Below are 6139 nucleotides of genomic sequence, written 5' to 3'. Positions count from 1 at the left end.
CCCCAACAAGGTCTCTTCGCTTAGCCTGTTACAGGACACTGAATGACACACCGCCCTGCCGATCAGTATCCTCGACATCTAGGGATAGAAGATCATGGGTGTCGGAAGGTTTCAGTTCCACTTTCTGGGCATCCATCGCCGCAACAATAGCCTGCTTATTCCCCCAGAGTTTTCCTCGCCTTGTCGTATCCGGACCGTCGGCAGGCTCCGCAATACTAAATTCAATCTGGCCAGCATCAACGCCGTCACATATCAAACTGCCTGATCCATTCAGGAATAGTACACTCAAGGCTGCTCCTCCTAGCACGAACTAACTACGGTCATATGTCCAGCTACTGCTTGGTTCAATGATCAATCGGTCGGGTGGCCGCGATACGAGGCGATTGCGCGTCTACTGCGCATTCAATAGTCTACATAGGCAAAGCGTACGTCGTTTCATCGAAGAGGATCTATATGGCAATCGGTACAGTAAAATTTTTCAATCATGACAAGGGTTTTGGCTTCATCACGCCTGAAGACGGCGGCAGTGATGTTTTTGTGCATGTCTCCGGCTTGGTCCAAGCGGGCGGATCGCTTGGAGAGGGCCAGAAAGTCAGCTACGAAATCGGCCAGGATCGTAAGACCGGCAAATCCAAGGCAGAAAACGTTCGACCGATCTGAATCGGCATCACGCAGAATTTTCAGCACATCCATCGCTGCAAACTGACGGAGATGGCCTACGTGCAAGCGGCCTAGACTCATATTCCGAACTCTTTTAATCAGCGTTATTCCATGCGCGCATTTCTGGGAACCCCATTCGATTAACCTGAGATGGCCTTCTTCTTTTGGTGGCCATTCGCGATAGATGTTTCCAACTCATGGCTGTGTCTTTAGGAAACGGGTAAAAGCAGTCTCATATTGAAACGAGACCCCCGTTTGTCCTCATTCCTGAAAACAGGAGCTGGCGGATTGCGAAGGTCCCTCCCCTCGCCTTCTGTGTCAGAGACCGCAGATATCCACCAGGCGAATTGATGGTCGATATTTTCTGAAGAATCCAGGCAATGGCCGTCGAAGCGGTTTCTGGCCCCATGAAACGGATTGCTTCCTGATAGGCTGATTGACTGATGCCGAGAAAGCCCGAGACAATACGCGAGGCATCGAGAAGCTCACGCCATGTGCCAATTCCTTTCGCACCATACTCGCGGATATCTGGACAGGATCGAAGCACCTGATCGAGGGAAATGGATGGGGTTAAGTTGCCAGAAGTTCCTTCTTCCGGCTTCACAGAAACTGGTGTTTCCGCGGAAGGCACGTTCAAATCAATCTTTTCGCCATTTTGAGATTCAAAAAGGGATTCTCGCAGGGATTCATTATGCTGCCGCTCAGATTGAGCGACGCTGCCGCTCATTTCTGGAACAATCTCTATTGTTTTCAAGGTGATAGCCAATTCACCACGAATGGCTTCAAAATTGGCCCTGATCGCGGACAGTTCATCAAGACATGCGCGGCGAGGGATAGCGTCGACAATGGAGCGGAAGCGAACGAACAATGCTTCGAGACACCCACCAAGCTCACCCGTTTCTTCGGCCCTATCCGCAAAGGCTGACGCAATGTCTCGGCGCATGACGGACACTTCGTCGCGAAGACGCTTCAGTGCTTTCTGATCGGCGAGAATCTTATCCGCGATAGCAGCAATTTCAGAGGCCCGCTCGAGCAAGGGTGCAAAGGAAAAGCCGAAAGCAAGCTCGACGCCGCCTTCCCTGTCCTTATGAGCATAGCGCTTCCGCGTCGGACTATCTTTGCGCGCTATGATTCCCGCTTCAATCAGGGAGGCCAGATGTCGGCGCAGTGTAGACTCTGGCATGCCATGGGCGCGCAGCGACAGCTGACGATTGGATGGGAAAACGACGAGGCCGGTTTTCTCACTGATGTCGTCGTCAGGGAGAAATGACAGAAGCGAGCTCAGCACGGCAAGGCAACGATCGTTCAGATCGAATTCAGCCCTAGCGACGCAGAGTTGTTTGTAGAGCGCCCATTTGTTTACACCCCTCCCCTGCTTCGGCTGTTCCTGCCGGTCAGAATTTTGGGCAAACACCTTCATTCGCCCACGAAATGCAGGCGTGTCAGTCTTCAGAATTTGCATTCTCTATCACCTTTCAAAAGGCAAAAGAAATCCACCCGCCAAAAAGACGCTCACGACTCTTGACACTGATTCATGGAAATGCGATTCTCTGATTACCACATCCGAGAGAGGCTTCCACGATGGCGACGTTTTGGGGGCCTTTTTCTTTTGGTCGTTATCCTTCTTTTTCGTCTATTAGATACTGCGCATGCAGCTCGGGCATTCGTTCCGCAAGAAAGTCAACGAACCCTTGAGGAACATTTTTCTGAAAACTTAGCCGTGAACCGGCCTTGGACCGAGCAATCGTTGCCAGCAGTTCGCCGTTTGCTCGGATTTCACGCTGTACTTTAGATTCCTGTGTTGCTTGCGTCAGATTGGGTTGTTTCAAAGCAGCGACAGCGGCTTGAAAACGATCCGACGGCGAGCTTGTCAACGCCTGCTGAACTAAAAGCTGGGCATTGGATCGTGCGTTCCACAGTTCGCAAAACTCGAGCCAACGTCTGCGTCCTGTGTCAGGCGCCCTTCCGATTAGAAGCAATGTAGACTTCGGAACAGTAGTCGTGATGCGTAGCATCTCAGACAGATGTGACTTTGTCGTTGATAACGAGGCGCAAATGACATCACGCCGAAAACCTGCTGCTTCCTGTTCATGCGCAAAAAGACATTTTTCCAAAAAGCTAAGGTCTTCTCGATTAGTGTTCTCTTCACCCTGAAAGACAATTGCCTGTTCGTCAGTAAGTTCCTTGATAACGGCCCGGAAGGGCAATCCCAATTGCTTTGCTGCATTCCAGCGACGGCGGCCAAACACGATCTGATAATGGTGTGTTCCATCGTCCAACGGACGGACTAAACCAGGAACGATCTGTCCTCGTTCTCGCATTGACTCAACGATCTCTGCTATCGCTGACTCTTCATAAGAGCCATCAAAGCGATCTTGAATCGGCGACGGAGCAATATCATTAACGTCAATGTCAATGATGTGATCGCCGTCCTTCAGAATTTTCGCGAACGTCTCCTCGCGTTCGTGAAGCTGGCGAAGCCCAGCCGCCACTTTTCGAAGATGAGGCGATGGCGAAGCTGCTGGCGCCATGTCGCCAGTTTGCTCTTGAGGCTTCACAAGGTTTGCGAAGATGGATCGGGAATCTTTCCGGCTCATTCTCTGCCCCATGCTGTCCAAAGCAGCTTTTCGATTTCATCGTTCACAGCGTTGAGTGATTCCATCGCCCTGTCATACGTTTTGGGCGCTGAGAAACGGGATCGCTGTACTTCATACAGGCTTTGCTTCCACGTGAGTGCATCTGCTACCGCTGTCGATTTCATAACCATATTCAGCAAGAGGTCCTCGCCGAAAACCTGTCGCATAAGAGCGGTCATATTAGCTTGCGGGTGATCGTTTGCTTCAAATTTGGTTATGATGAACTTTGCAAAATCCCAATCAACTTCGGCTCCGGCATCATTCAACACCTGCATATACGACGCAGCGAGCTCGAGAAACTTTCCGGTAGCGTCAACATCGAGCATATGAGCAGGTACAGGAATTATCACACCCGTAGCGGCCGTAAGCGACGCAAGCGTCAAAAAGTTTAGGGATGGCGCTGAATCCATCAGGATAACGTCGTAGTCGTCTGAGACCTGATCCAACGCTTGCGATACACGAAGGAGGAAGTTGGTGCCGCTTTTGCGCATCTGAAGCGCTACTGCAGTTTCAAATTCTGTCAGTTCCAATCCCGCGCAAATTACATCCAGTCCCGGAATATGCGTCTGATGGATCAATTCTTTAGTGGGCCGGGGATTCTCAAACTGGATCGCTGCGTACAGAGTATCATCAACCCGTGGATCAAAATTGGGAAGCGTACCGTGTAAGCTGGTCAATGAGGCTTGCGGGTCAAGGTCCACAGCGAGAACGCGATAGCCCTTCAACGCGAGATAATGCGCTAAATGAATCGTCGTCGACGTCTTGCTCGACCCGCCTTTAAAATTCGTAACTGCAATTATATGGCAAGCTTCGTCTCCGGTGCGTCGTGGGTTCATCCACTTCTTACGTCCCTTCGACGCAAGCATCATTCTGAGTTCAAGGACTTGTTCTAACGTATAAAGGCGGCGCCCATTGGATGTTACCTCTGGCGTCGGACCTATATCTTTTTGAACGACTTGTCGGATATAAGCTTCCGAGACATCGAGCAATGCTGCGACTTCCGTCGACGAAAATTTACGCATCTCTCGACGGGCATCTGGCGGATATTGAGCGATTGAAAGATTCTGCAGAGCGCTTTCGAGCTTGCCCGAAAAATCCTGCATAAACTGAAGACTGCTCAGGTGGCGATTCACGATTTTATCCTCATTGAATTGGAGCATATTAGACGCCACTAGAGTTAACGAATGGTAAAACCAAATGTAGTTTCGCAAAAATACAAAAGTGCGAACTTTTTGCGCAACTTCAAACTAATGCGATTCGGGTGGTGAGAAAAGCGGAAGTTCCCCGCGGGGAACTTTTGAAAAATTTTGTATTTTGGAGCCTGAGGAGACGCGGTGACGGCCCGCGGCTTCATCTTATACATTGCATAGGTGCTTTATGGTTCCCCGCGGGGAACTTTATTCCTCGAGCGTTGCGCCCCTCCCCTCTTGCAGTCTGCATGAAGCAGGGCATAAAGACGTGAGACTGAGCATAAAGTTCCGTGTGAGCTTAATACATATCGTTGTACGGCTCTTTGGTTTCTCCAACTATTCGGGCAAGCTCGGAAAAAATTTGCTGGATCGCGGAGTTGTTTCCTTATTCGCGGCCTCGAGAATTCGGATAGGGAAGCAGACAGCATCACGGCTTGAAGGACTGAGGTCCTCGACAAAACGTTCGTCGCTTCGCGCTATCGCTTCGGCATTCTTAAATGCTCTGTTTAGCTCTAATTGCGTGAGCATGCCTTTTTCAACCAAGGCATGGTTGATGGCATTAATTGCCATGCAAAGTTCTTCGATCTGCAGATTGGCTACGTTCATTTTCACCTCCTGTGGCTGGAGGAGAATAACGCTGCGCTGCTGTCTTTTGATCCATGGGTGGTCGTTTTGACGAATAGTCAAGAACGTCTGTTAGTATCGAGTTTTGGTCGGATGATTTTAAGGCACTAACTAATTTCAGTGATTGCTTTTTTTAGTGTCGTTTATCTAATGTTGGGGAGCTGGGGAGTGTCGGGGGTATTTATGTTTGTGATGAGTGAGAATGCCATCTGCCGAACTGGCAAAAATTTTACACAGGAACCTGTCCCACTTTTGGATATATTACCTCAAGCCTTTAAGCCGCGGAGCTTAGGAACGTCTTCTTACACCCCTATTGCTTAACGCGCTCTATCGGGTATTTCTGAATCTGCTAATCTGTAATTTCTAGAGGCTATGACACAATGAAATCGACGATAGCAGTGATTGTGTTCGCATCGGGGACTTTTTTATCGACATCGGCCCTCGCGCAGGCCGTATATAATTTTTCGGATGCAAAAGGTCAGCCGTTCATAACCGCAAAATATTATGGTGTGAATGACGGCCCTTACGGTGCCCGTGATGAGTCATCACCATGGGATTTTTCACAGTTTGATATTGATCAGCTCAATTTCGCGATCGGGCACTGGGCAGAAATTATTCAGGTCATTCCGGGAACGTCGCCCGCGATCTTTAATATAGGTACTATGAATGACGAGAATGCCTATGCTTACAGTCCGATCGCCTTTGACGAAGTGGGCGCGCCAACAAAAGTTGGCGCAGCACTGATGAATCAAAACCCTGGCGAGCCGATCAATGGTGCGCATGGGTTTATCCAGATTGGAACGCTCCCATGGTCTGAGGAGGGGTATATTCCCTCGCAGCTTCCTTCAACGTCTGAGATTTCGCTCACCACCACAATGGTCCATGAAATTGCCCATGCTTTGGGGGTTCTGAGCAATTTTGATTATGATGGCTGGCCTGTTGTTTTAACCGGTGAAAACCCAAATGCGTGGACCAGTCATCTTTATGATGACAACGGACAGAAACTCGCTCCCGATCAGATCGTCTGGT

At 49.8% G+C, this 6139-nt stretch carries 6 protein-coding genes and 1 pseudogene; 2 read left to right on the top strand and 5 right to left on the bottom strand.

Going from position 1 to position 6139, the window contains the following annotated elements:
* Nucleotides 1–28 precede the first annotated feature (28 nt).
* Nucleotides 29–289: a hypothetical protein gene (locus VBH83_RS19020; protein ID WP_259030725.1), complete on the bottom strand. Its 261-nt coding sequence runs from the start codon at nt 287–289 to the stop codon at nt 29–31.
* 164 nt (nt 290–453) lie between these two features.
* On the opposite strand from VBH83_RS19020, the gene VBH83_RS19015 reads away from it, so the two are divergent.
* On the top strand, nt 454–660 hold the full coding sequence (locus tag VBH83_RS19015) for a cold-shock protein (protein ID WP_259030724.1): 207 nt from the start codon (nt 454–456) through the stop codon (nt 658–660).
* A gap of 232 nt (nt 661–892) precedes the next feature.
* Here the strand turns inward: VBH83_RS19015 and repC are convergent, their stop codons facing one another.
* From repC to VBH83_RS18995, 4 genes and pseudogenes are all read right to left on the bottom strand, one after another.
* Complete coding sequence (gene repC, locus VBH83_RS19010) at nt 893–2122, bottom strand: plasmid replication protein RepC (protein WP_396999045.1); 1230 nt, start codon at nt 2120–2122, stop codon at nt 893–895.
* A gap of 154 nt (nt 2123–2276) precedes the next feature.
* Entirely contained in the window at nt 2277–3257 is a 981-nt protein-coding gene (repB, locus tag VBH83_RS19005; RefSeq protein WP_396999044.1) for a plasmid partitioning protein RepB, read from the bottom strand.
* Complete coding sequence (repA, locus tag VBH83_RS19000; protein WP_041545811.1) at nt 3254–4429, bottom strand: plasmid partitioning protein RepA; 1176 nt, start codon at nt 4427–4429, stop codon at nt 3254–3256. Before repA ends, repB begins: the two co-directional genes overlap by 4 nt.
* Nucleotides 4430–4784: 355 nt before the next feature.
* Nucleotides 4785–5092, bottom strand: a pseudogene (locus VBH83_RS18995) (hypothetical protein).
* A gap of 398 nt (nt 5093–5490) precedes the next feature.
* Between VBH83_RS18995 and VBH83_RS18990 the strand changes: the two are divergent.
* Nucleotides 5491–6139, top strand: a 649-nt coding sequence (locus VBH83_RS18990; protein ID WP_396999043.1) for a hypothetical protein, incomplete at its 3' end; no start/stop codon positions are given.

The sequence above is a fragment of the Ochrobactrum sp. S1502_03 genome (assembly GCF_044435015.1).
Lineage (GTDB): Bacteria > Pseudomonadota > Alphaproteobacteria > Rhizobiales > Rhizobiaceae > Brucella > Brucella chromiisoli.
This window is presented reverse-complemented; position numbering and strand designations above follow the sequence as displayed.

Bases quoted from the DNA above. Each gene is read 5' to 3' on its own strand.
- VBH83_RS19015 (WP_259030724.1), top strand. From the start codon at position 454: ATGGCAATCGGTACAGTAAAATTTTTCAATCATGACAAGGGTTTTGGC.
- repC (WP_396999045.1), bottom strand. From the start codon at position 2,122: ATGCAAATTCTGAAGACTGACACGCCTGCATTTCGTGGGCGAATGAAG.
- repB (WP_396999044.1), bottom strand. From the start codon at position 3,257: ATGAGCCGGAAAGATTCCCGATCCATCTTCGCAAACCTTGTGAAGCCT.